The following is a 25850-nucleotide window of genomic DNA, read 5'->3' on the forward strand; positions in this document are numbered from 1 at the left end:
CGTTGGCGCAGTTAAGAGTTCGTAGAAGTTCATGAGGATATTTTTGTATCGTTTGAATTATTATTCGTACTTTTGTCCGTCAATTCGGCGGCTATCAATAGAGGCCGTGTCTTTAGAGAATAAATTTTATAGCGATGAATATATCTTACAATTGGCTGAAAGAGTATCTTGATTTCGATCTGGAGCCAGAAGAAGTTGCTGCGGCGCTTACCTCTATCGGTTTGGAAACCGGTGGAGTAGAGGAAGTTCAAACCATTAAGGGCGGACTTGAGGGACTGGTTATCGGTGAAGTGTTAACTTGTGAGGAACACCCGAATTCTGACCATTTACATATAACGACCGTAAATGTAGGTGGCGAGGCTCCTTTACAAATCGTATGTGGCGCCCCGAACGTGGCTGCCGGACAGAAAGTGGTCGTAGCCGTGAACGGCACGAAACTGTACGACGGTGATGAATGCTTTACGATCAAGAGATCCAAGATCCGTGGCGTTGAGTCCAACGGTATGATTTGCGCCGAGGACGAGATAGGTATCGGTACCGACCATAACGGTATTATCGTACTTCCCGCCGACGCTGTTGTAGGTACGTTAGCTAAAGATTATTATAATGTAAAGAGCGACTACGTGCTGGAGGTGGATATCACCCCGAACCGTGTAGACGCTACTTCCCATTTCGGTGTCGCCCGTGACTTGGCCGCTTATTTGAAGCAAAACGGCAAGCCCGCCGAATTGAGACGTCCTTCGGTAGACGCTTTCAAGATCGACGACGAGACACCGGGCGTAGAGGTCGTGGTAGAGAATACGGAGGCTTGTCCCCGTTATTCCGGTGTTACGATCAAGGGCGTTACGGTGAAGGAGAGCCCGGAGTGGTTACAAAACCGTTTGCGTGTGATCGGCCTTCGTCCCATCAATAACGTAGTGGATATAACGAACTTTATCCTGCATGAGTTAGGGCAGCCTTTACACTCTTTTGACGCGAGTAAGATCAAAGGAAATAAAGTGATTGTCAAGGCGGCCGAGGCTGGTACGAAATTCGTCACGTTGGATGGCGTGGAGCGTACGTTGACCGATCGTGACTTGATGATTTGTAACGTCGAGGAACCGATGTGTATCGGTGGCGTGTTCGGCGGTTTGGATTCCGGCGTGACGGAGGAGACCACCGACGTATTCTTGGAATCCGCTTGTTTCCATCCGACGTGGATTCGCAAGACCGCCCGTCGTTTTGGCTTGAATACGGACGCTTCTTTCCGCTTCGAGCGTGGTTTGGATCCGAACAATACGATGTATGTATTGAAACGTGCCGCCTTGTTGATACAAGAGTTGGCGGGAGGTAAGATCACGGGTGCCGTACAGGATGTTTATCCTACCGTGGCGGAACCGTATACGGTTGAGGTGACTTACGAGAAGATCAATACGTTGATCGGTAAGGATATTCCGGTAGAAACCGTGAAAAGTATCTTGGCAAGCCTTGAGATGGAGATCGTATCCGAGACTGCCGAGGGCTTGACTTTGCATGTTCCCGTATATCGTATCGATGTGCAGCGTGATGTAGACGTGATCGAGGACATTCTTCGTATCTACGGATATAATAACGTGGAGTTCAGCGATAACGTGAAGTCCAATTTAAGTTACCAGACTCCTACGGATCGTAGCTGGAAATTGCAGAACTTGATCTCGGAGCAACTTTGCGGTTGTGGTTTCAACGAGATCATGAACAATTCCTTGACACGCTCCGCTTATTATACGGATCTGTCTGTTTATCCGGAAGCGCATTGTGTCATGTTGATGAACCCGTTAAGCGCTGATTTGAACTGCATGCGTCAGACCTTGTTGTTCGGAGGCTTGGAGAGCATCGAGCATAACATGAAGCGTAAGAATGGCAATGTCCGTTTCTATGAGTTCGGTAATTGCTATGATTATAATATCGATAACAAGAAGGAAGATGAGACCTTGGCGCAGTTCAGCGAGGATTACCGTCTAGGCATCTGGGTAGCCGGCAACCGGGTGGAGAACAACTGGGCGCATCCGGACGAGAAATCTTCCGTTTATGAGTTGAAGGCTTACGTAGAGAATATCTTAGCCCGCTTGGGCGTGGATATGAAACGGGTTATTTTCGGTAACTTGACGAATGATATCTATTCTTCGGGCCTAAGTATCACGACCGGTTCCGGACGTCAATTGGGTACGATGGGTATCGTAAGCAAGAAACTTCGTAAGATGCTGGATATCGATATGGAGGTTTATTACGCTGAGTTGTCGTGGACCCAATTGATGAAGGAGATCAAGAAGGCGAAAGTAACCTTCTCCGAGATTTCCAAGTTCCCGGCCGTTAAACGTGACTTGGCGTTGTTGCTTGATAAGAGCGTACAGTTTAGCGAGGTCGAGAAAATCGCTAAGGATAGCGATCGCAAGCTATTGAAGGAAGTATCTCTGTTCGACGTTTACGAGGGCAAGAACCTTCCGGCGGGCAAGAAGTCGTATGCCGTAAGCTTCTTCATGCAAGATGAGAGCAAGACTTTGAACGATAAGCAGATCGACGCTATCATGAAGAAGATCCAGACGAATCTGGAACAAAAGCTAGGTGCTCAATTGAGATAAGAATTTAATTACATAAAATAAAGATAAACTGATAAACATATGGGAAGAGCGTTTGAGTTTCGTAAAGCGAGAAAGTTTAAGCGTTGGGGCAATATGGCCCGTGTATTCACGAAGTTAGGTAAGGAAATCACGATCGCGGCAAAACAAGGTGGGCCGGAGCCCGAGAATAATCCTCGTTTACGTGTGTTGATGCAGAACGCCAAAAAGGAGAATATGCCGAAGGAGAACGTGGAGCGTGCCATTAAACGTGCCGTATCCAAGGATTTCACGGATTATAAGGAGATGAACTATGAGGGATATGGTCCTTTCGGTATCGCTATCTTCGTTGAGACCGCTACGGATAATACGACTCGTACGGTAGCCAACGTTCGTAGTTATTTCAATAAGAACGGTGGTTCTCTGGGAACATCCGGTAGCTTGGAGTTCTTGTTCGATCATAAATGCGTATTCCATATCGCTAAAAAAGAGGATCTTTCTTTAGAAGACCTAGAGTTGGAGTTGATCGACTTCGGTGTAGATGAGGTTGAGGAAGACGAGGACGAGGTTGTTCTTTATGGTGAGTTTGCGCAGAATTCGGCGATCCAGAAATATTTGGAGGAGAATGGTTTCGAGATCTTGAGTAGTGAGTTCGTACGTATTCCGAACGATTTGAAGGAGGTTACTCCGGAACAGCGTGAGTCTATCGAGAAGATTATCGAGAAATTAGAGGAAGACGAAGACGTTCAAAACGTATTCCATAATATGAAGGAAGACGATTCTGAGGAGGAATAACGTACGCTTATACGTAAAATAGTATACTTTATCCGTAAAAAAGCGACATCGAGGCAAATTCGATGTCGCTTTTTCTTTTTTACAACGAATGTTTCATGTTTTTTATTTATTTTTGTGAGTCTAGGGTGAATAACAATTTAACTTATATGGTGAAAATGAAAAGACTATTTCTTCTTTGCGCGTTCGTGAGCATGTTTGCGACGTGTAATTTTATCTCAGCTCAAAAGGAGTTAGGGATTTTCAATTCTGTTTCGGCAGGAGTGGGTGTTGGTTTGACGGGTGTAGATGTGGAGGTCGCTACTCCTATTACGCCTTATCTGGCGTTGAGAGGTGGTCTTACCTTTATGCCGGGTTTCAGCATTAATACGGACGTGGATGTAGATGTTAACGATCCGCGAGCGGGTGTGTATAATGATACATACTCCATGGATGTCAAAGGCAGCTTGAAACGTACTTCCGGACAGTTGTTGGTGAATGTTTACCCGTTTCCTCACGCTTCTTCGTTCTTCGTTGCGGCCGGCGCCTATTTCGGTGGTTCTTCCTTGGTGAAGATAGAAGGGCATAGTGATAAGCTGAAAGACCTGATCGCCCAAGGAGAAAGTGCGGGCATAGTTATCGGTGATTATACGATTCCGGTGGATAATAACGGTAATGTATCCGGTGGATTGAAAGTGTCCGGTTTTCGTCCTTATCTAGGTCTTGGATTCGGTCGTGCGGTTCCTAAGAAACGGGTTGGCGTGATGTTTGAGCTGGGTGTGCAATTCCATGGCAAACCGGAGGTGTATACGGATTCAGGGGATGTAAAGGACTTGTTGAATGAGATAGACGAGGATGATACCTTTACGAAGATCATGGACAAGCTAACGGTTTATCCGGTCATGAAGATTCGTATTTGCGGAAGAATATTTTGATTGTCAAAGATAGTATAAGCTAAGAGTGGCGTTAATAATACGATGCCACTCTTTTTTTATGGCTAAACTTTCATTTATTTTGTTTATTTTTGCGCGCTGTTAGGGTCATAATTTTGATAAAAATAACTTTATATGAAAAACAAACATTTAGTGATGCTATTGCTATCATCTTGCTGTTTAGCGGCATGTGTGGATAGTAAGTATGATTTAAGCGATGTCAATACGGACGATGCGGTAATGGGTGAGTCTTGGGTAGCTCCCCTCGGTACGGGTTATGTAACGTCGGATGACGTTGTGAATGTAGAGAAAGTCCCTTCCATTCGGGAAGTCGACGGGGCTTACGTCATGATCTATGATGGAGAGATGAAGATTAAGGGGAAAAGCTTACGGGCCGCCTCTGATAAAGTGGAGATCGCCTCGGAAGATATAACGACTGGAGATATCGATGGCTTGTTCGATGGCGATTTCGTTTTGGCGTTAACGAACCCCCACATTACGTTAAAGTCGAATGTAAAGAATGCCTCTTTGGATTGTAGCTTGTCTATCGAGGCTGAGAACACAAGTAAAAAGGAGGCTACTTCCTCTGATTTTACCTTGTCAACGGTGTCTCCTAATATTTGGATCGGCCCTCTTGATCCGAAGACGGATGCTTTTAAGTTTGTCAAGAACGAGAAGTTACCGGGAATCGTACAGATTGTTCCTCAAAAAATACATTTGTCTTTGTCCGCTGATAGCAAACAATGGACGAACGCTCCTGCGGATGCCTTGAGTGAGTTACGTTATGCGGTAGAGCTTCCGTTGACTCCGGCACCGGAATTTAGCGCCGTATCCGTCGAGCGGATCGAGGACGCTTTTGATGAGGATTTCGTAGACTATATTTTCTCGGACGGAAGCGCGAGGATCTATGGAGAGGTTACGAACGAGATGCCGTTCGATATGTCTATCGAGATGGTGATCATGGATGAGAACAATGTACCGGTAGATATCCAATTCCCGGCACAAGAGGTAAAAGGACAATCTGGAGAGGTTATCTTCGAGATCACGAAGGAGGATATGCCGAAAATGAAGGATGCACGTCATATAGACCTAAATTTACATTTAACGGGTAGAGATCAAGGCGAGGCTTTGAAGAAAGGCCAGAAAACGACCTTCAACTTGAAACTTAAGAAAGAAGGTGGTATCTCCATTTGATCCCAGTACTAACCATTTAAATTACGAAAAAGAAAGATGAATACTATATATAATATGTATAAGAGAGGTCTGTGTGCTTTATGTTTATTGACCACTGTGGGAATGTCGGTATCCGCCCAGCAAATACGAACTTCTTACTTCATGCAATCTTCTACGGCACGCACGACGATGAATCCGGCGTATCGTCCCGAGAGAGGCTATGTCTCCATTCCGGTATTAGGTGCGGTTGGCGCTTCGTATGGTACGAACGGAATAGCTGTGGATAATTTTATTTATCCGAAGAATGGTGAGACCGTTACGTTCATGGATAACTCCGTGAATACCGAGTCTTTCCTGAATGGCTTGAAGGATGAGAATCAGGTAAACATGGATTTTGGCACGCAGGTTCTATCCGGTGGCTGGTACGCCGGCAAGGGATTCTGGACGGTTGATGTTTCTATCAAGGGCTTGGCGAATATTCGTGCTCCGAAGACATTGTTCGAGTTCATGAAAAAGGGTAATGGATCTCAGAGTACCTATGATATTCGTAATATCAGGGCGTACGCCGAGGCTTATTTGGAGACAGGTGTAGGATATTCTCGTCCTATCACGGATAAGTTGACAGTCGGAGGTAAGGTTAAATTGTTATGGGGCGTAGGTTCTATGGACGCTACGATCGATCAGATGCATGCTGAGATGGGAGAGACTAGCTGGAAAGTTACCTCTACCGGTACCTTGCAGACGAATATGAAAGGCTTGGTCCCGGAAATGGAAGTAGACGAGCAAGGCCGTGATTATTATAATAGCTTTGATTTCGATTCTCCGGGTCTTAGCGGTTTCGGTATGGGAGTGGACTTGGGTGCTACGTACCAATTGACCGAGAATATCATGTTGTCCGCCGCTGTCCTTGATTTAGGTTTTATCAGTTGGAGCAAAGGAGGGAGCACGGTAGGTAAGTTGGATGGAACTTTCGACTTTAACGGCTTTGATCTGGCTATCGGCGAGAATAACGGTGATATACCGAGCATGGGCGATCAGTTTGACGCTATCAAGGAAGATTTCGAGAACTTGCTTCATTTCAAGAAAGAGGGTGAGTCCGGAAGCACTACCCGTCTTCGTTCGACAATCAATATCGGTGGCGAGTACCGTTTGCTGGAAAACAAGTTAGGTATCGGCTTATTGTCAAGCACTCGTCTTTATTCCCCGAAAGCCTATACGGAACTGACATTGTCCGGTAATTACCGTCCGGTGAAATGGTTTGAGGCTACGCTGAGCTACTCATTTATCCATAGTAAGTTCAAGACGTATGGTATCGCCTTGAATTTCTCACCGTCTTGGATCAATTTCTTTATTGGATCGGATTATATGTTGACAAAGGTAACTCCACAATGCTTACCGGTAAGCGGTAACGCCATGAATCTTTACATGGGAGTAAGTGTTCCTTTGAAATCATTCGCTAATTAATAGGGAATACTCAGAATAGAGTCTGTATCATAAAGGAAAAGGCTGTCCGGGTTATATACCCAGACAGTCTTTTCTTTTTTATTAGGCTCGTTTTATTAGGTTTTTTATCTTTGTGGACTGATTGAAAGGAAGAAATTGGATATGAGATTAAAGACTTTAGCCACCCATCCGGTATGGAGAGAGCCCCGGACTGTATTCGGGGTATGGATGCTAACCGGTGTTATTTTTGCTATTGTCAAGTTGTTGATTGGAAAATATAATAATTATAAGATATTTGAAGGAGTCTATTGGCATGCTATCGAGGGGTTAACCTTATATGGGGATCATTATCCGGAATATTATGATTCAAATCATTATGGAATCTTATTTAGTCTTATCATAGCTCCTTTCGCCCTGTTACCGGAATGGTTGGGTATAATCTTATGGATAGCGGGTAATACCGCCCTATTGTTTTATGCGATTAGCCGATTGCCATTGTCGAGTACCCAAAAAATCATTATTTATTGGTATTCGTATTGTGAGTTGATGACGGCTCAAGGAGTACAGCAATTCAATATATCAGTAGCGGCCTTTATCTTATTATCGTTTGTCTTGATACTGGAGAAAAAGGATTTCTGGGCGGCAGGCATTATTATGCTCGGAACATTTATCAAGATCTATCCGATCGTGGGATTGGCGTTCTTTTTCTTCTCAAGGCAGAAAGTGAGGTTATTAGCCTCTTGTCTTTTCTGGGGATTGGTTTGCTTTGTGATCCCGGTGCTTTATACACCGGGGTTTGAGTATGTGATCTCTCAGTATATAGATTGGTCTGAGCGATTGAAGGTGAAAAATATGTTGAATATGTTCGCTGATCCACAAAATATATCATTATTAGGAGTGGTTCGAAAGATATCCGGGAATGCGGAGTATAGCGATATGTGGCTTATCATACCGGGCTTGATTTTATTCTGCATTCCATATTTAAGGATCTCTCAATATAAATATCCGGCTTTTCGCTTTATGTTGTTGGCTAATGTTTTATTATTTGTCGTATTATTCAGTACGGGAAGCGAGGCGAGTGGATATATCATAGCGATGATAGGAGTCGCTATCTGGTATATATGCAGTGTATCGCCCCATAAGAAATATACTTATTGGCTTTGGATAGCTACCTTGGTGATTGTTGGCTTATCCACTACAGAGCTGGTTCCATCTATTGTCCGGAATGGACTGATCCGTCCGTATGTGATAAAAGCTTGGCCTTGCATTGTGGTGTGGCTGACCATTTGCTATGAGATGTGTTTCTTGGATTTTAGTCATTCTCCCTATAAGCATATCACGACTTAGGCAGAGTGAATATCGCCTGTTTTTTAATAGAAGGTTACATAATAAAACGAGACTACTCCCGACAAGCGATGAGAGTAGTCTCGTTTTAAACTACTTTTTATCGATCTCTTTCAGTAATTCTTGTACCGCTGTTCTCAATTGCGTATCTTCCCCTTTGACAACAGTTTCCGGAGAATTAGCGACTTTAACATCCGGTTCCAGCTGTGTGTTCTCTAAGTAACTACCGTTCGACAGGCGATAACCGGTAATAGGTGTGCCGAATATCAGCGTCGGATCTTGCAGGGTTTCCCAAGAGACGGTAGTCATTGTTCCCGGTACGGGCATACCTACCAGACGTCCGATCTGTTGGTGCTTATAAACCCACGGGGTTCCATGTGCGTTACTATAATTAGCCTCGCATTGCAACATGATGGAAGGTTTATTCCAGCGGCGGCTAGGCATATCGCAAGCCTCTCGGCCACGTGTCACTTGGGTGAGGTATTTCTCTCCGCTGAACAAGATCTCGATATCCTCGTGCAAGCGCCCACCACCATTAAAGCGGGTGTCAATGACGATTCCCTCCCGGTCGTTATATTTACCTAGGATATCGGAGTAGACAGAGCGGAAACTAGGATCTCCCATGGATTGGATATGGACGTATCCCAATCGTCCGTTCGACCATTTATCCACGTCGGCGGCACGTTGTTTCACCCAGCGGGTATAAAGCAAGTTATTTAACTCACCGTTACTGATAGGCAAGACTACCTCTTCCCAGCGTTCCTTGGTTTGTGGATCGTAGAGGGAAACTAAGGTCTTCTTTTTGGCCTTATTGTTTAATAGCTTGGAGTAATCCATATCCGGGGTTATTTCCTGTCCGTCTATTTTCTCCATGATGGTACCGGCTTTCACTTTGGAACGTGCGTGATCGAACGGGCCTTTTTCCACTACCTCGGCGATCAATAGACCTTTGCCGCTATGGTTCCAATCGAAAAGTAGGCCTAGGTTGGCGGTAACATTGCCGCTTGTTCGCGGACGGAAGCGTCCTCCGGTGTGAGAGACGTTGAGTTCTCCCAGATATTCGCTTAGCAACTCCGCGAAGTCATAGTTGTTATTGATATGTGGCAGGAACTTACGGTAGGCGGCGGTCATAGCTTCCCAATTTACGCCGTGCATGTTCACGTTGTAGAATCGTTTTTGTTCTTGTTTATAGACATGGTCGAACATATACTCACGTTCGGCGGCCAAGTCCATTTTCAAGTTTGCTTGATAATTGATCGGCGTTAGTTTCTCCGATCCCATATCCATCTTTTGCATGGAGTTGCTACCCAGCAAGAACAGGTTCTTACCTTCCTTATCCATTTCCATGTTCGCCCATCCGGTATTCATCTTGTGGAGTAACTTGGTCTCTTTCTTGCGCAAGTCCATTTTCCACAGGTCGTATTTGTCTTCGAAAGCCGAGAAATAATATAAGGTCTCGCCATTCTTCGAGATGACGGCACTACCCATTTCGGAAGAATTAGGAGTAAGGCGTAGGATACGATCTTGGATTCCTTTCAGTTCCACTACGATATCCTTGGGCTTTTCGTCTTTCTTCTCATCGGCTTTATCTTCTTTTTTCTTGTCGTCGGCTTTGTCTCCGGTTACCTCTTTCTGCTCCTTTTCCAGTTCCTTTTGCAGCTCATAATCCTCTTTGCTCAAGCGGAATTTATCATAAGCGTCTTGATTCATGAATACCAGCATGGCATCATTCAAGGAGCCCCATGAGGCATGCGCACGCATTCCGTAACGCTCGGTGGTGAATAAGATGGCGTTTCCATCCAGTACCCATTGCGGGGAGGTGCTGGTGTAACCGCTATTGGTCAGGTTGGTGATCTCTCCGCCTTGTGCGCTAACCAAGCCGATATCCGAATAAGGATCGTGCTTGTTTCCGATAAACCGGAGCGTGAACCATTTACCGTCCGGCGACCATGAGTAATCGAAACCACCGGCTGTGCTATACCATGTGGAGCCATCCGTGACTTGGCGTACTTTCTTCGTCTCAAGGTTGACTACCATCAACCGCATACGATCTTCTATGAAAGCGAGTTCCTTACCATCCGGTGAGAATTGAGGATAATTACGCTCTACGGTCTTAGAAGGTAAGAGAACTTCCTCTTCGATAATCGTTGCGTTCGGGAAATTGGCTTCTTCCTTACGTGCGATCTTAGCCAAGTAAAGTTGCCAATTACCACCACGCTCGCTGGCATAAGCCAAGGTACGGTTATCCGGCGAGAAGCATATGCCTGTTTCGGCGGCCGGGGTATGGGTGATTTGCTTGGTCGTGTTGTAATCGGCCGAGGTGACGAATACCTCACCTCTTAGGGTGAAGGCGATCTGCTTGCCATCGGGGGATACGGTAGCGGAGGTTGCTCCTTTGCTGGAATTCAGATCGGCGATTTGCTCTTGATCGTCACGTATCAAGTCGATCCGTACTTTCTGCGGATTGCTTCCCGGACGTTGTGTATAGATCTCGCCATCGTATGTGTAGCACAATGTCTGGTCGCTACCTGTAGAGAGGAAACGTACGGGATGTGTCTTGAACTTAGTAACCGCCGTTATAGATTGTGGGGTGTTGAGAGGGAATGAATATACATTGAAAGACCCTCCGTTGCGTTCGCTCAGAAAGTAAACCGTCTGTCCATCCGGGGTAAATACGGCGTTCCGGTCTTCTCCCGCATGGTCAGTCAAATTGGTATGTTTTCCTGTTTGCGTATCGTACATCCATATATCCCGGGTAACGGATGAGGTATGATGTTTACGCCATTCATCCTCGAAGCCCTTACGATCTTGGTATAAGAATGTCTTTCCGGATTTATCGAAGCAAACCATCTCGGCGGGTGTTCCCAATACTTGCTCCGTGCGTCCGCCACCAACCGGCACTTTATAGAGTTCCGTCATGGCCGAGGTCGGGAATAAGGCGCTCTGTGCCGGATCTTGTATGGATGCGGAGAAGAGTACGTATTTGCCGTCGGGAGTAAAGGCCGATGGAATCTCGGAGGCGGAATGAGTGGTGAGGCACTGTGCCGTTCCACCGTTGGAGGGCATTACGAATAAATCGAAATTGCCGTTACGATCGCTGGCGAAAGCGATTTGTTTTCCGTCCGGAGACCAGATTGGCGTGCATTCATACGATGCTTGGGTGGTAAGTTGTGTCGCTGTTCCTCCTTTGGCCGGTACTTTATAGATATCTCCTTTGTAACAAAACGCTATCTCTGTTCCATCAGGAGAAATTTGTACATCACGCATCCACAAAGGGGTTACAGCGTAGCTGGTAGTCGCAAAGCCCATGGCAATGCAGGTTAAAAGTTTTTTCATGTACTTAATGCTTTTTTAGAATGGTACGAAGATACATATTATTTTGTACCCATCAGTCTGCTCTCTATTGAAATATTAACTGGATTTACCCTTTCAATTTCACTATAAATAACACGAGGCTTTCCCCTTGGGCCTGTGCGGGGAAAGTATTTCGCAGATCCTCTCCGGATTTGCTGAAACAATAGGAATGGCAATAGGGATCGATAGGGTCCATTCGTCGCACATTACCGGTTTGATAAAAATTATCTTTTAATCCTTCTTTTACCTGCCAGCATTCTTCCTTCTCCGTATCATAACAGAAGGTGTAATTTCTGGACTCATCCTCTGCGTTATAGTATGTAGATACCCAGAAACGGCTGCCCATGCGGATCGGTAGCAAAGGAAGTGTATTCTTTCCGGCAAGGTTCTCCAAGGTTTGGCTTTGCCGCTTTTGCTTAATATATAAAGTGTCCCGTAATAAGTTCCCGGGTTGATAGGAGGGGGCGTAGGCATAAACCGTTCCGCTTCCGGGCTCCACGGCTACTTCCGGGGCGAGACAACCGATCGGGCATGCGGAACGTTCCAGATCGACCGGACGGATCGTATGAGATTGTAATTTATGGAAAGAGGAATCGTATTCAACAATCTGTTTCTCAATCGTGGCGGTTTGCCCCGCCGTATCCCCATGAACACATTCCTCGGTGGTAAATATCCGGTTATTGTGCATGGATATGGATAGCATATGCCTATTCTCCGGAAGGTCGCATTTCAGTTTCTTGCGGGTAAGGAGATCACCATTGAATGAGTAATAGAAAATATCGTCCGTGTTTCCAAGTACGATCAGCTGCTGGTTGGCCGGGTTCACTACATACCCCGCTACCCGTATGTCATCCGGATGGGTGATGCGACAGATAAATTCTCCCTTGCGATTGAAACGGTAAAGCGTCTCATTGCTGATAAGGAATAGGTTGTCTCCCTCTTGACGGATATACTTTGCCTCCTTGATCGAATGCGTCCCTGAGTCCTGTAATGGAATGGCGATTACTTCATCTGCGATGTCGGACAAGGCTCCGGTAAGGTTGCTCCGGATCGGTTCATTCGAGATTAACAGGTTATAGGCTTGCTTTCCGCAAACCAATAGAACAAGTAGTAATAAATATGTAAAGGTTCTTTTCATATCGTCGTTAATTTAGAAAATAGAGATCCCCGTATGACCTGAAAAAATCATAACTATGATATTTTCAATTCATAACTATGAATTTTTATAGGGTCTTATAGTATAACGATGTTTCCTGGGTTTTATTGAGTAAGGCCTTTTTTATTCTTGCAAAAACACCCAGTTATCACCTTCCGACATACTTTCCTTATAGGTGAAACCTTCCCATGAGAACGCCTTTAGTGCCTCCGGATCGGAAATCCGGTTCTTTATGAGATAGCGGCTCATTTGTCCCCGGCACATCTTGGCGTAGATCACGATCGTCTCCGCTTTGCCGTTCTTCCAGATCTTGAACTCGGGTGTGATGATCCGGACGGATCGCTCCACCTCCTTCCACTGGAAAGAGGGTTGGATATCCAAGCTGGCTAGATTCAGTAGGATTCTGTCTCCCTGTCGGACGTCATGGATTAATGTATTTGTTTGCCTGTCCTTCCAGAAGGCGTACATATTCCCGTCGCCTAGTTCCGGGATTTTTACGTCGAACTCCATCCGGTAAGGCTTGATAAGGTCTAATGGGCGAAGTAACCCGTAGCATCCCGATACGAAACGCATATGTTTTTGCGAGAAAAGAAAATCCTCCTCCGTGAAGTCTTTCGGGCTGATATTCTTGAATACGACACCGGTATAGGCGAGTATCGCTTGCAAGGGCTGGTTGTCTTCCGCATGAAAATCTTGGTATCTGCGGTAACATTCCGCTGCCAGTTTCGGGCTGAGCTTGAGGATACGACTTAATTCGTCAATGGGAAATTGGGTCATATGCAGGGCGATCTCGTTCGCCTCTTGCTGGAAACGTGGAGTCGTGCCTTGCGGCGCTTTTATCTTGGATGTCCCGGTCATTGTCTTAGCCGGAGATAATAATATCAACATATCTATATTGGATTTGGATTGATCGCATAAAGGTAATCCATATTAAGATTCAAATAGGGTATAAGCATCCCAATAAATCTTAAAGTATCTCGACTCGAATGGGGGTTTTAATGGAGGAATGAGTCTTGGTGATAGAAATGTAATGAGGATTATGAAGATGAGAGACGTGAAGATGCGACCTATATTCCTTTTGATAGTATTCATCCTACCTACGATGGCCCATGCGCAGTGGACGGAACAGGATTCTTTGCGCTTGCAAGAATTTTTATCCGGCAAGGAGGAGATACGTTTGAATCCTGAGTTTCAGAAGGCGATAGAAAGCGGGACTTTTCTACGACCCGATCAATCGGGAACCCATATGTTATCCTCACCAAGTGAGTTGCCGATTACGAAAGACTTCTCGGAATATGTACAGTTAGATACTTTACGTAGGTTGACCAATTATGATTCGATTACCCCAGTCCTATTCATGCTGCTGAATTTTAAGTCACCTTCCCGTTCATTGGCCATACAGAAGCAAGCGCACACGATTAGGCTCCCTAAGAATCAGGATTGGAAAGAGTTTAAGGTAGGTAAGGTTCCTATGGCTGCCAACGTAAAACTGACTAATATATACTCGGATGTCGTGAAGGATGGCCAGCGAAGGGGAGGGGTACTCGCTACCATAAGAGTCTATTTCGACGCAGAGGATTTACTAGAGACTATTTTCTGGAAAAGTGCCCGTGACAAGAAGAGAAACAGGAAACGGGAGAATACGTGGAAGTATTATAATGACTATCCGTAAATTGTTTGATTTATAGGATATAACCACTCGAAAAAAACACGTACATGAATTTCAAAAAACATGTACGTGTTTCCGGAAAAACATGTACGTGTTTTTTTGAGAACATTGACTGTTTTTACCTAGATACTGTGTGTTTACTATCAAAACCTTTTTCTCTCTCTTTTGTTCTTTCTGAAAAGATACGTCCTAATGACATCCGAAATGGACGGTTTGACGGGGAGTTCTCTATTCTGTTTTATAATATTAAGACAAAATGTCATATTTTCGTTTTGGTATTTCTTTTGTAAGGATATAAGTGTAAAATAAATTAGAAAAGAATATAAGAAAGGAGCTTAAATATATGAATTTAAACAATTTTACAATCAAGGCGCAGGAGGCTGTTCAACAAGCCGTACAGTTGGTTACTAAAAATAACCAACAGGTTATCGAACCTGTTCACTTGTTGAAAGCTGTCATTATGACGGGTGAGAGTGTTACTAATTTTATCTTTCAAAAATTAGGGGTAAACGCTCAAAACCTGAATATGGTACTGGATCGCCAAATCGAATCTTATCCTAAGGTTTCGGGAGGCGAACCCTATCTCTCTAGCGAGTCGAACGCTGTCTTACAGAAGGCGATCGATTATTCCTCTAAAATGGGGGATCAATATGTATCGTTGGAGCCGATCATCTTGGCGTTGTTTACGGAAAAGAGCACCGCTTCACAGATATTGAAAGACGCCGGCGTGACAGAGAAAGAGTTACGTCAAGCGATCGAGGAATTGCGTAAAGGAAATAAGGTGACAAGCCAATCCGCCGAGGAGACTTACGATGCATTAGGAAAATACGCCATCAATTTGAACGAGCGTGCCCGTAGCGGTAAACTGGACCCCGTGATCGGACGTGACGAGGAGATCCGCCGTGTCTTGCAGATCTTGAGCCGCCGTACGAAGAACAATCCGATCTTGATCGGTGAGCCGGGTGTAGGTAAGACTGCTATCGCTGAGGGGTTGGCCCATCGTATCGTTCGGGGTGACGTTCCCGAGAACTTGAAGTCTAAACAGATCTTCTCGTTGGATATGGGCGCGTTGATCGCCGGAGCTAAATATAAAGGCGAGTTCGAGGAACGTTTGAAAGCGGTGGTGAACGAGGTTACGAAATCCGAGGGTGAGATCATCCTCTTTATCGATGAGATCCATACCTTGGTAGGAGCCGGTAAAGGCGAAGGCGCCATGGATGCAGCTAACATCTTGAAACCGGCCTTGGCTCGTGGTGAGCTACGTTCGATCGGTGCCACGACGTTGGATGAGTATCAGAAGTATTTTGAGAAGGATAAGGCGCTTGAGCGTCGGTTCCAGACCGTTATCGTAGACGAGCCGAGTGAGTTGGATACGATCTCTATCCTTCGTGGTTTGAAGGAGAAATACGAGAATCACCATAAGGTACGTATCAAGGATGATGCGATTATCTCCGCCGTGCAGTTGTCTACCCGTTATATCACGGATCGTTTCTTGCCGGATAAGGCGATCGATTTGATGGATGAAGCCGCCGCCCGTCTGCGTTTGCAGATCGATTCCGTACCGGAGTCGTTGGATGAGGTTTCCCGGCGTATCAAACAGTTGGAGATCGAGCGTGAGGCGATCAAGCGTGAGAACGACAAGTCGAAATTAGAGCTACTGAATAAGGAGATCGCCGACTTGAAGGAGGAGGAGACCAAGCAAAAGGCTCAGTGGCAGAGCGAGAAGGAGCAGATCAATAAGATCCAGCAAAATAAGATCGATATCGAGAACCTAAAGTTTGAGGCTGATAAGGCGGAGCGTGAGGGGGATTACGGCAAGGTCGCTGAGATCCGTTACGGTAAGATCAAGCAAAAGGAAGAGGAGATCAGGGAGGTACAGGCTAAGTTGAAGACGATGCAAGGTGCCGCGGCTATGATCAAGGAGGAAGTGGATAGCGACGATATCGCTGATGTGGTATCCCGTTGGACTGGAATTCCGGTCAGCAAGATGATGCAGAGCGAGAAAGATAAGTTATTACGTCTGGAGTCCGAGCTTCATACCCGTGTGATTGGTCAGGAAGAGGCGATCAACGCTATCGCCGATGCGGTTCGTCGTAGTCGTGCCGGCTTGCAGGATCCGAAACGACCGATCGGTTCTTTCATCTTCCTCGGTACTACCGGTGTGGGTAAGACGGAGTTGGCCAAGGCGTTGGCCGAGTATCTGTTCGATGACGAGAATATGATGACCCGTATCGATATGAGTGAGTATCAAGAGAAATTCAGTGCGACTCGTTTGATCGGTGCGCCTCCGGGATATGTGGGTTACGATGAGGGTGGACAGTTGACGGAGGCGATTCGCCGGAAACCTTACTCAGTTGTCTTGTTCGATGAGATCGAAAAGGCGCATCCGGATGTATTCAACATCTTGTTGCAAGTCTTGGATGATGGACGGCTGACGGATAACAAAGGCCGTGTTGTCAACTTCAAGAACACGATCATTATCATGACAAGTAACCTAGGTTCTTCCTTGATTCGTGAGAACTTCGAGAAGATGACACCCGCCACGCATGACAAGGTGGTAGACGAGACGAAGATCCAAGTACTGGAACTGTTGAAGAAGACGATCCGTCCGGAGTTCTTGAACCGTATCGACGATATCATCATGTTTACTCCGCTGAACGAGGAGGAGATTCGCAAGATCGTATCCTTGCAGTTGAACAGCGTGAAGAAGATGTTGGCTACGAACGGTGTCGCCTTGGACTTCACGAACGAGGCCTTGGACTTTATCGCCGACAAGGGCTTCGATCCTCAATTCGGTGCCCGTCCGGTAAAACGTGTCATTCAGAAGTATGTCTTGAACGAGTTGTCAAAGGCTTTGCTGGGTGGAACGGTAGACCGTAACCGCCCGATCGTGATCGATAGGAAAGACGATGGTCTGGAATTTAAGAACTAAAGTAGACTTGAACGCTTGACGTTAAGCGTGGTGTTTCTATAAAATAATGAAGGTGGAATGATCCTATGTGAATCATTCCGCCTTTTTATTTTTCACTAATAGGTAGATACGGCTTGGTGCGATTATTTCCGGGTGGGAACCGTGCACCAAAATGTAGATCCTTTTCCAACGCTTGACTCCACGCCGATCTCTCCACCTAAATGTTTAATGATTAATTCACAGATAGACAGCCCGAGCCCCGTACCTTGGGTGAAGGAATCTAATTTAGCGAATCGATCGAAAACACGGGAGATATTTTCTTCAGCTATCCCTTTTCCCGTATCGGTAACAAAGAAATAAATATCGTCTTTCCTTATTTCATATCCGATCGTTATCATTCCCTCGAAAGTGTATTTGCAAGCATTATTGATGAAATTAGCCAGTACTTGGGATAGACGGTTTCTCTCAGTATGGATAATGTAGCTTTCCGCAGGCAGTTCCGTGCGGAATTCTACTCCTTCCTTGATCTTGAATCGGTAACTCCGCCATAGGGTTTGTATAAGCTCGTTAATCTCCACTTCCGTATAAAGGAAATCCAATATACCGGCTTCTATTTTTGACATATCGAGTATGTCATTGATTAAATTAAGGAGTAGCTCATTGTTTGCGTGAATGATTTTAGCGAATTCCTTGATCTCCTCTTTATCCTCACTTTCGCTGATAAGGGTCGAGAAACCTACGATCGCATTCAATGGGGTCCGTATCTCATGGCTCATATTGGCGAGGAAAGCACTTGTCAACCGGTTTGATTCTTCCGCCTTCTCACGTAAGCGGATCACTTCTTCGGCCATATTTCGTTCGGTGTCAAGAATGTCTTTCTTATGCCGATGTTCCCTCCTCGAAAGGAGGATAAGTAGAAAGGCGATAAGAGCTATCGCCACTATCTCGAATGGGGACTCTATCATGAAACTCGGGACTACTACGAGGCTCATTTGCTTAAAGGTAGAAATAGGGTAAAGTTTGGGGTTGATTGTTGACGTGGAATGGCCGTATGCTTGATCGGTTTTAGACAGGAATGATTTGTAGGCACCTTTCATGGAATGTTTAAGATCGCTTGGCGTGATTGGACTGATTACATATGAGGCCTTGAATAAGTAAGCCTTGATAGGCCCGATTTTGCTCCGGAGAGCTCGGGTACTTGTGGTACTTTGTATTTTAGGTTCCATTGTAATCATAATTTAATACATTTACTGAGTTCTAAAAGAACTTGAGTATCAAATGACTATATATAAATAAATGATGGAGTGTGTTTTGATTTTAACACAAATAAGACTGGCTTTAGTGTTTTTTGTGATCCATAAAGATATTGGAAGTCTCTTTGGGGTACTCGGTTGGAAATATATTCTTTCAAAGAAAATATCATGCGGAACAGTAAATTACCCGGAAGCTATAAAAAATAATAGGTCTATATGATAATCAAATATTTTTATTACCTTTGCTTCCTATAAAACCTAAGCTCTTTTAGAACTATGTTCAAGTAAGGGCATTTGCTTTTGTTAAGTCACGTCCGTAAATAAGCTTAATTGTTTTTGGGATATAAAATCAAAATATTTCCGTACATTTGCCGCTATTCAAACCAATTAAACAAGATTAATTATGAGCACGAACAATGACGAGCTACTTTATGACGAGGATGATTCCGTAAAATTTATCCAGAATTATCTTCCCCAAGAACTGAAAGGAAAGTTCAGTAATGACGATATCAACTATATCGTAGACTTGATCTACGACTTCTATGAATCTAATGGCATGCTGGATGATGATGGCGACGATGAGATCGAGATCGATGAGGAAGAGGTTGTAAATTATGTAATTAAGAACGCCCAGAAAGACGGCGTAGGCAAATTCGAACCGGAGGAAATCACTTTTATAGTACAAGGAGAACTTGAATATTGCGATTCGATCAACATGTTTGATTGATATTTGTTATATATATAAAGTTGTTTAAGTGAAATTGTAGAAGATGATGAGGAACATTAAATTATTATCTGTTTTACTGCTATGTATGGCAGTGGTGTTTACGAGTTGCGGAACGTGGAATAACACGGCGAAGGGTACGGCGATCGGTGTAGGCGGTGGTGCCGCTGTCGGAGCTGGTGTTGGTGCCTTGGCCGGAAATACCGCACTGGGTGCCGTGATCGGTGCGGCCGTAGGTGGTACAGCCGGTGCGTTAATCGGTAAGAAAATGGATAAGCAGAAGAAGGAGCTGGAAGCTACCCTGCCTGAGGACACGAAGATCGAGAGCGTGAACAATGGTGAGGCCTTGAAGGTTACTTTTGACTCCGGTATCTTGTTTGCCACGAACTCGAGTACGTTGAGCGACGCTTCCAAGAGTGCCTTGCGTAACTTCGCTACCAGTTTGAAGGCCAATCCGGATACGGATATCCGAATCATCGGCTTTACGGATAACACCGGTAAGGTGGATTATAACCAGACCTTGTCCGAGAAACGTGCGAAGAGCGTTTACGATTACCTGATGATGCAGGGGGTAAGTACGGATCGTATGGTTTATGAAGGCAAAGGTATACATGATCCTGTGGCTAGCAATGACACTCCCGAGGGTCGTTCGTTGAACCGTCGTGTTGAGATCGTGATCTTGGCTAATCAGAAGATGATCCAAGAGGCTCAACAAGGAACGCTTCGATAGGTTTTTTAAGCTATCCCTGCCGGAAGCGGACAGGTTATAGTGTATGAATTGGGGGACTGTCTTTTCCGGATAGTCCCTTTTTTGTTTAAATCGCAGGATAGGAAGGATGAAGAAGTTGATATATATTTTATTTGTGTTGATTACGATCGCTTTTGCCGTGGCGGCCATAGCCGGATTCGCTACCGGACATATGAATCCGGAAGGGAAGGAGTGGATCTCGTTTCCCGGATTGGTGTTATTACCGGTATTGGCGGTCAATCTATGTCTTTTCTTGATGTGGTGTGTCTTTAGGAGCCATTGGTGCTGGGTACCTTTGGCGGCGTTATTGTTGAACTGGGAGTTTTTGATATCGATGTTCCAGATACGGGTCTTCCCTAAAGAGATTCCGATAGGGAAAGAAGCGGTTAAGGTGATTACCTATAACGTGAATAATTTCAATACGGACGGAAAGAAACAGCTTCCTAATATAGTGGATTGGCTGAGAAAGGAGGACCCGGATATCGTTTGCCTCCAAGAATGCCCTGTTGAATCTGCCCTGCGGATGGATTCTGTCGCCAAGACCTTATCGTTCCTACCGTATTATTGCTCTACCCGTTCGGCTACGAAAGCGGCGGGCAACGCTATTTTCAGTAAATATCCGATCCTTCGTTTTGAGTCTATCCTATACCCGGAGTCTAGCAATAAATCCTTGTTTGCCGTCATGGATATCCAAGGGGATAGTGTTCGTGTATTTAATAACCATTTCCAAACGACTAGCGTGAATGCCGTAAAGCCTCGTCTTTACCAAGCCCATGCCGAGGGTAAACAATTGGAGGAAACCGAGGCCGCCTTCCATATGGCTTTTCAGATGAAGAAGAATTTCGTGAAACGGGCGACTCAGGCGGATTATATCCGTCAGATGTTGGATGCCGGGGAGGGGCCCGTGATTATTTGCGGTGATTTTAATGATACACCGGCCTCTTATACGTACCGTACCGTGAAAGGTGATTTAACGGATGGGTTCCGTGACTGCGGCTCTGGTTTCGGGTACACCTTTCGTCAATTAAAGCGTATATTTCGAATTGATTACATAATTTATTCTCCTGATTTTAAGGGTGTAACTTATGATTCTCCTAATTTAGACTACAGTGACCATAAGCCCGTCGTATGGTTAGGATATGTTAATTAACACACCCAAAAGGATAGTTTTAGAACCTTTTTCAACTCATGCTGTTTTAATAGTGACTTATATATAAGCACAAATAATAGTATAAACTGTTTTAAACGTTAAAATGAGATGAAAAAGATTTTTCCTTTTTTTCTGTTAGTTCTTCTGCTGGCTTCTTGCCAAAAGGACCCGGACATGTCGAAATTGGACAATGATTTTCTGGTGTTCACGAATCATGATAAGGACGCGAAATTCGAATCGTTCACTACGTTCTACATTCCGGATAGTGTATTGGTTATCGGCACAAGCGAGAAACCTCAGTTCTGGACAGCCAATGAAGCAGACGATATTATCACTACGTTGGTGAATAATATGGAAAGCCGCGGTTTCAAACGCACGCTAGACAAAGATAACGCCGACTTAGGTCTGCAAGTTTCTTACGTACAAAGTACTCAATATTTCGCTGACTACAACGATGGCTACAACTACCCGTACTGGTGGTGGAACTATCCGGGATATTGGAGTCCGGGTTACTGGGGACCGGGTTGGGGTAATTGGTATTACCCGTATCCTGTAGTGTATAGCTATAGTGTAGGTTCCTTGTTGACTGAGTTAGTGGATTTGGATGCTCCTGCCGCTTCTAAGGCAGATGCTAAACTTCCGGTTCTTTGGACCGCTTACATGAGTGGCTTGTTGTCTGGTTCTGATAAATTCGACACTCAGCTAGCTGTTCGTGCTATCGAGCAAGCATTTGTACAATCTCCGTACGTAAAGAAATAATAATTCGAATGATTAAAAGTTTGAGGTTCTATGAAAAAGATAAATAAATTAATCGCTTTACTCATCGTTTGTATGGCGATGCCTGCTCTGGCTGGCGCCCAGGTTTTGAAAAATGCGTATTTTAATGTAGACTGGCAGATCAACTCTCCGTTCGGTCAAGACTTCTCAAAGAAGACTAGCGGTTGGGGTGCTCACGCTGAGGGTGGTTACTATGTGATTCCTAATTTCGCTATAGGTGCGTTCATCTCTTATCATACAAATAATGAGTATGTGGACCGCCAGACGATTCCGGTAAACTCAACATCCGTAATCACTTCCGATCAACAGCATTCTATCTTCCAGTTGCCTTTTGGCGCGGCTTTCCGTTATAACTTCGCTCCGGAAGGACAATTCCAGCCGTATGTTGGCGCTCAGTTAGGTGCTAGCTATAGTGAGATGTCTACCTACATGAACGTGTTGAAGGTTTACGATCGTAACTGGGGATTCTATGTAGCTCCCGAGATCGGTATGACCGTGTACTTCACACCTCAGAAACAGATCGGCGTACATATGGCCGCTTATTATAACTACGCTACCAACAAGGGGGATGTCCTCAGCTATCATATCGATGGTTTGAATAACTGGGGTATCCGCTTAGGTCTAGCGTTCTGATAGACAACGTTTGTTCTTTTAAGTGTTTTATGTAGTTTAGGGAAACGGAGGGCAGTGAATGTCTTCCGTTTCTTGCTTTTATAGGATCTGTAGTTTCACCCCGAATGAAAGGCTTAAATAATCTTTTGGCTTCAAGTAGCTGTTGCCGATAGCGTTTATTATATACAAATCGCAAGTGCTCAACTCATAGAAGAAGCTGATGGATTTATGCCAGCTACTATTTGGATTCAGTTTGAGCGTGATCCGCTCCCCGATAAAGATATGGTTACGGATGCGGGTGGAGAACCAATAATATCCCGGGGGATACTTATTCGGTTGCTTGGCCCAGAAATCCCGGTCAAATAGGAAATTTACGTAGATACCGCAACAAAGAGGCTCGAAAGATACTTTTTCTCCCAGATCGATATTCCAAGGAAAATAGTTTTGTTTCAAGGTGAAAGTCACGTTCGCATGATCATTCGCGTTGCGGGGGACGATACCCAGCAACATATCCGTTTCCCAATGATTCCGGTAGTAATTCCAACCGGTACCCACGGAGAGCATCGCCATGGAACCTGCGAATTGTACTTTCGTATAGCGGGGGATGACCCGTTGCCATGCGTTCTCGTACCGTTGCACTCGTTTCGTGTATTTATCCTCTTGCGTATGGAGTGTAAGGGGAAAGACACAAGTTAAGAGGAGAAGCTTAAAAATTGACCACTTCATACATATAATCGTCAGGGGTTAAGGTAAAAAGAAGATAACTTCGTTTGGCGATATTGGCGCAACCGTAGTAGATAATGCCATCCTCAAACAAATCGGCTGCCGATACGCAATGATTATGTGCATGCAAGCAGAACATTAAAGATGGTAATGTCTTGATATAAAGTTGGAACACGTCTTTCACGTTATTGTCGAACTGTTCATTCCCGGGAGGGGCGTGCATGACTACGATCGTGCGTTTATTACGGGTACTATCCGCTATCTCATTCTTTAGGAAATTAAAATCGGGTACCGGATGGGAATAATCATACTCGATAGCGTTCGTATTGAGGCATACGAATTTCACGTCGCTCACGACAAACGAGAAGTTCTCATTCCCAAAGATTTTACGAAATACTTGGTCGCCATTACCGATCACGTCGTGATTACCGATCAACCCTACGTAAGGCACTTTTAGTTTGGACAAGATATCATCGTTCCACTCGAATTCCTTCTTTAAGCCGAACTCCGTATAATCTCCTCCATGGATAATGAAATCGATGCTATCTAATTGATTAACGTACTTGACGAAATCTTCCGTCTCGTTATAACTTCGCTGGGTATCGCCCATAAAAATAAAACGGATCGTGTCCTTCCCTTCGCAGACTTTCTCGATACGCTCGATATTGGCCGGGTTGATCTCCCGGGAAGTATCGGAATCCAGACGGCCGTCATACGGATGATAGTCGATTAAGTCGCAAGCCGTGAGGAGCGTAGCGGCAGAAAGCCATATGTATTTCTTTAAAAGCATAGCATCCTAACTTTTTTATATGCAAAGTTAGGATGCTATCAGTACCAAAAAAAGTCATTTCTGAGCTTATACTGGTCTAAAATGTATATTCTATAAAGCGAATACTTGCTTTATTTCCGTGAAGTCAGATAATACGATATCGGCAGTCTCATTTCCTTTATAAGCGCTCCAACCAATACTTTTTAGCCAGATTGTCTGGCATCCGATCCGGGTGGCGGGGACGATATCCTTATCATAGGAATCACCTACGACAACAATCTCGTCGGCGGGAAATCCCAGTTTATCCACTCCTAATCGGAAGATCGCCGGGTCCGGCTTACGGATACCTACGACCGCCGATTCCACGATAGCGCCGAATAAATGATCCAAACCGAAATCTTTCAACACGGATTCTATGTTCCCATAGAAGTTCGATACCAATACCAATGGGTAACGTTCCGCTAATTGCTCCAGAATGGGGCGGGCGCTATCGATTGCCTTCCGGGCGTATTCGTAACACCAATCCGCTAATTGTTCCGGTAACTCCGGGGTAACCGCCTCGGCGGATAAATGCCCGTTCTCTTTCAGCCATTGGATTTGTAAATCGCTTTTCAAGCGCAGCATATCCAGAAACGTATGATGAGGCTTCACGATCGGATTCTTTCCAAGCGTTCTTTCTCCATGTACATAAGCATCACGGAAAACCGCTTTGGATACGGGAACCTTCAAGGCCTCATACGCCATCCAGATCACCTCTGCCCAGTGCATGCCGTTACTGTCTATCGTTCCGCCGTAATCAAAGAGGATTCCTTTTACTTTGTCTAAATTGAACATAATCGAATGGGGTAAAAAACGTTATAACTGTTTGCTGAAATCTTCACAAATATGCTCATGCTTTTTGATCATATAGAGCAACATCGAGTTTAATACGGTCAGCTCGAATACGAAATACAGCCAAGGCATGTCGATGAAAAGGCTGACAAACAAAGCGATCACCCGGGTATTGAATGATAGCATATTCGTATATTTCATTAATGGCAGGCTCTGTGTTCGAAAAGCCTTACGGAACCATTCCGGCGCTTGTCCGTTGTATTTCTCACGGATGATGTTCATCATGTGTTGGAATTTAGGTGTCCATGCTTCTTGACCTACCGTATAATTAATGTAGAAGGTCTCGAACAATTTATAGATAAAGTCATGTTTCCAACTCATCTTCTTATAATTCTCCTTCAATTGGGGAGAGTGGGAGAGCTCGCTACCCGATTTACCTTTCAAGAACAACAAGTGAATATTGCGATAATAATCCGCCATGGCCGCTTGCTTGCTATGGAAGAATCCCGTCGTAGCCGCCAATAGCCAGATCCATATTCCCCATTCCGGCGTGAGGCGTAAGCAGATTGCCGCATAGATAGCGATAAACCAGAAATCGCCGGCGGCACCGTCCAAGATACGTCCCAAGGCACTTTTCTGTCCGGTCATACGGGCCAATTGTCCGTCTGCGCTATCATACGAGTTTGCCCAGATTAACAGTAACATGCCGATCACGTTGATAGCGAGGCTCTGGAAATAGAAACAGATACCTGCCGTTATGCCGATAAAGATGCTGGCGATCGTGATACTATTGGGCGATACCCCCAATTTATTAAAGAACAAAGCCCATTGGTAGCCAATAGGACGATAGAAATGAATATCGATAAACTCCTCGGTGTCCAAAGATTTTAAGGTTGACTCCAGACTGGGAGTAGACTTAGTCTCACTCATGATTGAT

General features: G+C 44.9%; 21 protein-coding genes. 13 read left to right on the forward strand and 8 right to left on the reverse strand.

All coding sequences use genetic code 11. From position 1 onward, the window contains the following. Positions 1-134 precede the first annotated feature (134 nt). The 6 genes from pheT (at position 135) to NBH07_RS01940 (ending at position 8239) form a co-directional block, all read left to right on the forward strand. The gene (gene pheT, locus NBH07_RS01915; protein WP_009017506.1) at positions 135-2597 is read left to right on the forward strand and encodes a phenylalanine--tRNA ligase subunit beta; all 2463 of its coding nucleotides are present in this window, start codon (positions 135-137) and stop codon (positions 2595-2597) included. A gap of 39 nt (positions 2598-2636) precedes the next feature. Beyond that, complete coding sequence (locus tag NBH07_RS01920) at positions 2637-3368, forward strand: YebC/PmpR family DNA-binding transcriptional regulator (RefSeq protein WP_005856672.1); 732 nt, start codon at positions 2637-2639, stop codon at positions 3366-3368. Positions 3369-3514: 146 nt separating this feature from the next. After that, positions 3515-4279: a hypothetical protein gene (locus NBH07_RS01925; protein ID WP_005856675.1), complete on the forward strand. Its 765-nt coding sequence runs from the start codon at positions 3515-3517 to the stop codon at positions 4277-4279. A 132-nt stretch (positions 4280-4411) separates the two neighbouring features. Then, positions 4412-5470: a DUF4621 domain-containing protein gene (locus NBH07_RS01930; protein WP_009017504.1), complete on the forward strand. Its 1059-nt coding sequence runs from the start codon at positions 4412-4414 to the stop codon at positions 5468-5470. Between the two features lie 36 nt (positions 5471-5506). Then, positions 5507-6913 (forward strand): DUF5723 family protein, encoded by a 1407-nt coding sequence (locus tag NBH07_RS01935; RefSeq protein ID WP_005856679.1) that lies wholly within the window; start codon positions 5507-5509, stop codon positions 6911-6913. Positions 6914-7054: 141 nt separating this feature from the next. Next, positions 7055-8239, forward strand: a complete 1185-nt coding sequence (locus NBH07_RS01940) for a glycosyltransferase family 87 protein (protein ID WP_009017503.1) — start codon at positions 7055-7057, stop codon at positions 8237-8239. 90 nt (positions 8240-8329) lie between these two features. Here NBH07_RS01940 and NBH07_RS01945 read toward each other — a convergent pair whose 3' ends face one another. The 3 genes from NBH07_RS01945 to yaaA form a co-directional block, all read right to left on the reverse strand. After that, positions 8330-11572 carry a S41 family peptidase gene (locus NBH07_RS01945; RefSeq protein ID WP_009017502.1) on the reverse strand — a complete coding sequence of 1081 codons (3243 nt, stop codon included), beginning with the start codon at positions 11570-11572 and terminating at the stop codon, positions 8330-8332. Positions 11573-11657: 85 nt separating this feature from the next. Then, positions 11658-12728: a 6-bladed beta-propeller gene (locus NBH07_RS01950; protein WP_009017501.1), complete on the reverse strand. Its 1071-nt coding sequence runs from the start codon at positions 12726-12728 to the stop codon at positions 11658-11660. Positions 12729-12869: 141 nt separating this feature from the next. After that, positions 12870-13634 carry a peroxide stress protein YaaA gene (gene yaaA / locus NBH07_RS01955; protein WP_009017500.1) on the reverse strand — a complete coding sequence of 255 codons (765 nt, stop codon included), beginning with the start codon at positions 13632-13634 and terminating at the stop codon, positions 12870-12872. 151 nt (positions 13635-13785) lie between these two features. Here yaaA and NBH07_RS01960 point away from each other — a divergent pair, with 151 nt between their 5' ends. Beyond that, entirely contained in the window at positions 13786-14418 is a 633-nt protein-coding gene (locus NBH07_RS01960) for a DUF4858 domain-containing protein (protein WP_039848658.1), read from the forward strand. A 340-nt stretch (positions 14419-14758) separates the two neighbouring features. Beyond that, positions 14759-17347, forward strand: a complete 2589-nt coding sequence (clpB, locus tag NBH07_RS01965) for an ATP-dependent chaperone ClpB (protein ID WP_009017498.1) — start codon at positions 14759-14761, stop codon at positions 17345-17347. A 122-nt stretch (positions 17348-17469) separates the two neighbouring features. On the opposite strand, the gene NBH07_RS01970 is transcribed toward clpB, so the two are convergent. Then, a complete protein-coding gene (locus tag NBH07_RS01970; protein WP_229045708.1) occupies positions 17470-18552 on the reverse strand; it encodes a sensor histidine kinase in 1083 nt (360 codons plus the stop codon). A 430-nt stretch (positions 18553-18982) separates the two neighbouring features. Between NBH07_RS01970 and NBH07_RS01975 the strand changes: the two genes are divergently transcribed. The 5 genes from NBH07_RS01975 to NBH07_RS01995 all read left to right on the forward strand — a co-directional run bounded on the left by NBH07_RS01975 (position 18983) and on the right by NBH07_RS01995 (position 22611). Continuing rightward, positions 18983-19306 (forward strand): hypothetical protein, encoded by a 324-nt coding sequence (locus NBH07_RS01975; RefSeq protein WP_005856696.1) that lies wholly within the window; start codon positions 18983-18985, stop codon positions 19304-19306. Positions 19307-19352: 46 nt separating this feature from the next. Further along, positions 19353-20033 (forward strand): YiaD family glycine zipper/OmpA-like lipoprotein, encoded by a 681-nt coding sequence (locus NBH07_RS01980; protein ID WP_005856698.1) that lies wholly within the window; start codon positions 19353-19355, stop codon positions 20031-20033. A 106-nt stretch (positions 20034-20139) separates the two neighbouring features. After that, positions 20140-21201 carry an endonuclease/exonuclease/phosphatase family protein gene (locus NBH07_RS01985; protein WP_156682679.1) on the forward strand — a complete coding sequence of 354 codons (1062 nt, stop codon included), beginning with the start codon at positions 20140-20142 and terminating at the stop codon, positions 21199-21201. Between the two features lie 108 nt (positions 21202-21309). After that, entirely contained in the window at positions 21310-21960 is a 651-nt protein-coding gene (locus NBH07_RS01990; protein ID WP_005862113.1) for a DUF4136 domain-containing protein, read from the forward strand. Between the two features lie 30 nt (positions 21961-21990). Further along, entirely contained in the window at positions 21991-22611 is a 621-nt protein-coding gene (locus tag NBH07_RS01995; RefSeq protein ID WP_005862115.1) for an outer membrane beta-barrel protein, read from the forward strand. Between the two features lie 78 nt (positions 22612-22689). On the opposite strand, the gene NBH07_RS02000 is transcribed toward NBH07_RS01995, so the two are convergent. The 4 genes from NBH07_RS02000 to NBH07_RS02015 form a co-directional block, all read right to left on the reverse strand. Next, positions 22690-23316 (reverse strand): hypothetical protein, encoded by a 627-nt coding sequence (locus NBH07_RS02000; RefSeq protein WP_156682678.1) that lies wholly within the window; start codon positions 23314-23316, stop codon positions 22690-22692. Next, positions 23297-24103 (reverse strand): metallophosphoesterase family protein, encoded by an 807-nt coding sequence (locus tag NBH07_RS02005; RefSeq protein ID WP_156682677.1) that lies wholly within the window; start codon positions 24101-24103, stop codon positions 23297-23299. The genes NBH07_RS02000 and NBH07_RS02005 overlap by 20 nt, the downstream gene beginning before the upstream one ends. A 90-nt stretch (positions 24104-24193) precedes the next feature. Beyond that, positions 24194-24916: an HAD family hydrolase gene (locus NBH07_RS02010; RefSeq protein WP_009275990.1), complete on the reverse strand. Its 723-nt coding sequence runs from the start codon at positions 24914-24916 to the stop codon at positions 24194-24196. 21 nt (positions 24917-24937) lie between these two features. Next, a complete protein-coding gene (locus NBH07_RS02015) occupies positions 24938-25843 on the reverse strand; it encodes a CDP-alcohol phosphatidyltransferase family protein (protein ID WP_022192122.1) in 906 nt (301 codons plus the stop codon). Between the last annotated feature and the right edge of the window lie 7 nt (positions 25844-25850).

The sequence above is a fragment of the Parabacteroides sp. B2-S-102 genome (assembly GCF_023656665.1).
Classification (GTDB): Bacteria; Bacteroidota; Bacteroidia; order Bacteroidales; family Tannerellaceae; genus Parabacteroides; species Parabacteroides distasonis.

What these genes read in the sequence shown, in the direction of transcription:
- pheT (WP_009017506.1), top strand. Translation starts at nt 135, where the DNA reads ATGAATATATCTTACAATTGGCTGAAAGAGTATCTTGATTTCGATCTG.
- NBH07_RS01920 (WP_005856672.1), top strand. Translation starts at nt 2,637, where the DNA reads ATGGGAAGAGCGTTTGAGTTTCGTAAAGCGAGAAAGTTTAAGCGTTGG.
- NBH07_RS01925 (WP_005856675.1), top strand. Translation starts at nt 3,515, where the DNA reads ATGGTGAAAATGAAAAGACTATTTCTTCTTTGCGCGTTCGTGAGCATG.
- NBH07_RS01930 (WP_009017504.1), top strand. Translation starts at nt 4,412, where the DNA reads ATGAAAAACAAACATTTAGTGATGCTATTGCTATCATCTTGCTGTTTA.
- NBH07_RS01935 (WP_005856679.1), top strand. Translation starts at nt 5,507, where the DNA reads ATGAATACTATATATAATATGTATAAGAGAGGTCTGTGTGCTTTATGT.
- NBH07_RS01940 (WP_009017503.1), top strand. Translation starts at nt 7,055, where the DNA reads ATGAGATTAAAGACTTTAGCCACCCATCCGGTATGGAGAGAGCCCCGG.
- NBH07_RS01945 (WP_009017502.1), bottom strand. Translation starts at nt 11,572, where the DNA reads ATGAAAAAACTTTTAACCTGCATTGCCATGGGCTTTGCGACTACCAGC.
- NBH07_RS01950 (WP_009017501.1), bottom strand. Translation starts at nt 12,728, where the DNA reads ATGAAAAGAACCTTTACATATTTATTACTACTTGTTCTATTGGTTTGC.
- yaaA (WP_009017500.1), bottom strand. Translation starts at nt 13,634, where the DNA reads ATGTTGATATTATTATCTCCGGCTAAGACAATGACCGGGACATCCAAG.
- NBH07_RS01960 (WP_039848658.1), top strand. Translation starts at nt 13,786, where the DNA reads ATGAAGATGAGAGACGTGAAGATGCGACCTATATTCCTTTTGATAGTA.
- clpB (WP_009017498.1), top strand. Translation starts at nt 14,759, where the DNA reads ATGAATTTAAACAATTTTACAATCAAGGCGCAGGAGGCTGTTCAACAA.
- NBH07_RS01970 (WP_229045708.1), bottom strand. Translation starts at nt 18,552, where the DNA reads ATGGAACCTAAAATACAAAGTACCACAAGTACCCGAGCTCTCCGGAGC.
- NBH07_RS01975 (WP_005856696.1), top strand. Translation starts at nt 18,983, where the DNA reads ATGAGCACGAACAATGACGAGCTACTTTATGACGAGGATGATTCCGTA.
- NBH07_RS01980 (WP_005856698.1), top strand. Translation starts at nt 19,353, where the DNA reads ATGAGGAACATTAAATTATTATCTGTTTTACTGCTATGTATGGCAGTG.
- NBH07_RS01985 (WP_156682679.1), top strand. Translation starts at nt 20,140, where the DNA reads ATGAAGAAGTTGATATATATTTTATTTGTGTTGATTACGATCGCTTTT.
- NBH07_RS01990 (WP_005862113.1), top strand. Translation starts at nt 21,310, where the DNA reads ATGAAAAAGATTTTTCCTTTTTTTCTGTTAGTTCTTCTGCTGGCTTCT.
- NBH07_RS01995 (WP_005862115.1), top strand. Translation starts at nt 21,991, where the DNA reads ATGAAAAAGATAAATAAATTAATCGCTTTACTCATCGTTTGTATGGCG.
- NBH07_RS02000 (WP_156682678.1), bottom strand. Translation starts at nt 23,316, where the DNA reads ATGAAGTGGTCAATTTTTAAGCTTCTCCTCTTAACTTGTGTCTTTCCC.
- NBH07_RS02005 (WP_156682677.1), bottom strand. Translation starts at nt 24,103, where the DNA reads ATGCTTTTAAAGAAATACATATGGCTTTCTGCCGCTACGCTCCTCACG.
- NBH07_RS02010 (WP_009275990.1), bottom strand. Translation starts at nt 24,916, where the DNA reads ATGTTCAATTTAGACAAAGTAAAAGGAATCCTCTTTGATTACGGCGGA.
- NBH07_RS02015 (WP_022192122.1), bottom strand. Translation starts at nt 25,843, where the DNA reads ATGAGTGAGACTAAGTCTACTCCCAGTCTGGAGTCAACCTTAAAATCT.